We start from the raw sequence: 3,502 nt of genomic DNA on the forward strand, positions 1-3,502 counted from the left end.
CCGCTCTGCTGGACCGCCTTGGCGCCGTCGGCGGTGGAGTTGCCGGCGATGGCGAGGGGCTTGCCGCTGTTGCGGTTGACGATGCGGTAGGTGCCTGCTGCGGGCCCGGTTCCGCCGCTTCCACTGAGGTTGAGGTACTCGACCGCGTCGGTGAAGACGGTGCTGCCGGACTTCGCGGTCGACAGCTGCAGGTACACGCGGCTGCCGGTGGCGGGGGTGGTGAAGGACACCGGTTGGGTGACTCGTGAGCCGAGTGGGATGGTCAGGGTGGTGCTGCCGGACGCGACGACAGTGCCGGTCGGGCTGTCGAGCCGGGCGGTCCAGGTGAAGCCCACCGAGGTGTTGGTGAAGTCGTCGTTGAAGACGGTGATGTTGCGGGTCACAGTGGCGTTTCGGGCGTAGCTGGGTACCGCCTGCGGCAGCGGGAAGGTGCCGTTCGAGTCCGAATTGCCGGAGGCGGACCAGTAGGGGAGGTCGACCGCGGCCACCGGGTTGAACGCCGCCTGCACGCGCTGGATCTGCGGGTTGCTCCAGGGGTCGGGCAGGTTGTCGGCGCCGTAGATGGGGTGACCGCCCTCCTCCGGGGTGAAGTCGGTGGACCGCACGCCGGGCACGACGCTGGCCCAGGCGGACAGCAGCGTGTAGGGGCGCAGGTCGGTGGCGCCCTTGCCGCGCTTGGCCAGGGTTGCCGTGGCGAACCACTCGAAGCCCTGCTTGTTGTTGCATGCCGGCCAGATGAACTCGCCCTCGCCGTCGGGCCGCCCATTCACGGTGATCAGGCCCTCCCCGTACCTGCCGAAGCCGTCGACGTAGTGCGGGATCACCGCGAAGTTGGCGTACGTCATCCCGGGATACAGGCTGACATTCCCGCCGACGCCCACCTCGACAATGATCGGCCGGGTGCCGTCGGCGCCGTTCATCGCCGCGTACAGGTCCTTCTCGAACTGTTCGGAATCCTGGCCGCTCTGGTTCGGCTCGTTGTTCTGACTCCAGCGGATGATCGCGGGGTGGTTGCGGTCGCGCAGGACCAGCGCACGGGCGTGGTTGACCATGTTGTCGCGCCCGACGGAGTTCTGCCACTCCTGCGAGGATTGGGAGCCGCGAATCGCGACCTCGTCGATGATCATCAGGCCCATCTCGTCGGCGACATCCAACATGTACGGGCTCCCGGGCTCCTGGTGGATGCGCACCACGTTGTAGTTCAGCCGCTGGTAGTTGTCCACCGCCTGCGGCCAGCCGCCGTTGCCGGACGACGGGGGCAGGAAGCCGGGCAGGGTGTGGTACGCGTCGCCCTTGCCGCCGTTGTTGATCCGGTCATAGTCGCCACCCTGGAGGTTGTCGCCGCGGAAGTTCACGCGCACGCCGTTGAGGTAGTAGTAGTCACCGTTCTGGGTAGCCTCCCGGAACCCGAACCGGTACTCGGCGTCGCTCGTCCGGCCGTCGTCGGTGACGGCATGCACCGTCAGCCCGTGCAACTGCGCCCGGTACCCCGACCGGTACGGCACATTGGGCCACCAATACGAGGTGCTGTCGAGGTTCCACGCGACCGGCCCGACGGTCACGATCACGGTCGAGCGGGCCGCCACGGTGACCGTACGGCTGGGCAGTGCCGGGTAGCTGAAAGCCGTTCCGTTGCTGGACGACAGCGACCCGGTCAACGTCACCGACCGGGAACTGCCCGACGTGTTCCGCACCGTCACGTCGTAGGTCAGCGTCTTGTTCGCCACCGACGTACGCACGAATGTGTCGCTGACGTACACCGCCGGGTACACCCGCAGGAACGCGGACCCGAAGATCCCCTGCGGTATCGCCTCGGACCACGTGGCGGCGTCGGGCACCAGGTACCGGCCGTTGGATGCCTTCAACGCGCCGCGGCCCTTCACGTTCACCGTGATCGTGTGGGTGGTGCCGGGCGCCGCGTATGCGCTGATGTCGAAGTTCGACGGGGTGAACGCCGTCGTCTGGGTGGCGACCACGCGGCCGTCGACCGACAGTGTCGCCTGGTGGTTGACGGCGCCGAACTCGATCCAGGTCGACTGCGGCTGCCCCGAGTCCGGCACGGTGATGCTGCGCGAGTACACCGCCTCGTTCACGTCGGTGAAGCCCTGCTTGTACCAGCCGCCACCGGGCACCGCGATCGTGGTCGCCGCCCGGCCCGCGGGCGTGAAGCCCCAGGTCCCGCTCAGGTCGATCGAGGTGATCGCGGCGTTCCCGGCCGCCACACCGTCAAGTCCGGCGGCCGCGACACTCTGCGTCTCGACCGGCGCGGCCAGGGCCGACCCGGGGGGCGCCAGGGTCAGGCCACCCAGCGTCAGGGGCAGGGCGAGCGCCACGGTCGCGGCCAACCCTCTGGCCCACGCCGACAATCGGCCACCCCAGCGGACGTTCGTACGATGCACGGTTACCTCCTGTGACTCATCCGCCAACTCCGCAACACCGGTTCAGGGCACAGCCTCAAGGCCGATACTCGAATCGATTCGACAAAGCTGCCGGCGTCGCCGACCACCCGGGAAGGGTGGTTGCGGCCAGATACATAGGTACGTATTAATGGGTGCATCGAGCGTGAAGTCAAGGTTTCAAGACGGTTACTTCCTGCTCCTGACGCCTCGCAAGCTTCGAGTGGCCGCCGATAGTACGACCCTTCCGGAGTGCTAGGGCATCGCGCTCAGGCACTCCGTGTCGCCGGCCCACCGACGCGGCGCCGATCGAGTAGCGAACCGATTCGCCTCTGCGGCGCCCGGCCGCGTGACACGCCGAAGGCGTGGACAGCAGCACTGTCGTCTTCGGTGAAGTCGGCGGGCGGCCCGGCCTGACCTGTTCGGTTCGAAACTGGGGTTAGGGTGCTGGTAAGAAACGTGCTTCGCCAGCGTCACGGCGGGTTACGGGATCTTGATGGCGAGCGTCTGACTGCGTAGACATGACAGCGCAATCATAGAGGACTATGGCCGGCGGCGGGAGGTGCCATGACGCGACTGGCGAGGCCGGGTGGAAGCCCTCCGACGCCGCGCAGCGTGGACGTCGCGCGGCTGGCCGGCGTCTCCCAGAAGACGGTGTCCAGGGTCCTCAACGACGAGCAGTATGTCTCGGCCGACGTGCGCCGGCGGGTCCTGGACGCCGCCGCGGAGCTCGGCTACCGGCGCAACCAGGCGGCCCGGGCGCTGGCCTCCGGGCGGACCCGGTCGATCGGCGTGGTGACGCTCGGCAGCGCCTTGTACGGGCCGGCGTCGTGGCTCATGGGCATCGAGCGGGCGGTCCGGGAGGTGGGCTACACGCTGCGGGTGGCCGCCACGATCGAGGGCGACCCGGGCGGCATCGCGAGCGCCCTGACGTCGCTGCTGGGCCAGGGCGTGGACGGCGTCGTCATCTCCGAGCCGATCGACGAGGGCGTCGGCCTCATCAGCGTCGACGTGCCGGTCCTGGTCCTCGGCGCGCCGCCCACCTTCGCCGCGCCGCAGGTGGTGACCGCCAGGGTCGGCGCGGGCCGGCTCGCGCGGGCCGCGAC

2 protein-coding genes are annotated in these 3,502 nt (G+C 68.9%); one reads left to right on the forward strand and one right to left on the reverse strand.

The genetic code is table 11. The features are described 5' to 3' along the window. A partial coding sequence (locus AB0J68_RS29405) for a glycoside hydrolase family 2 TIM barrel-domain containing protein (RefSeq protein WP_363941804.1) occupies positions 1 to 2,399 on the reverse strand: 2,399 nt, incomplete at its 3' end. A gap of 564 nt (positions 2,400 to 2,963) precedes the next feature. Here AB0J68_RS29405 and AB0J68_RS29410 point away from each other — a divergent pair. After that, on the forward strand, positions 2,964 to 3,502 hold a 539-nt coding region (locus AB0J68_RS29410), incomplete at its 3' end, for a LacI family DNA-binding transcriptional regulator (RefSeq protein ID WP_363941807.1).

This window comes from Micromonospora sp. NPDC049580 (assembly GCF_040675595.1).
Lineage (GTDB): Bacteria > Actinomycetota > Actinomycetes > Mycobacteriales > Micromonosporaceae > Micromonospora.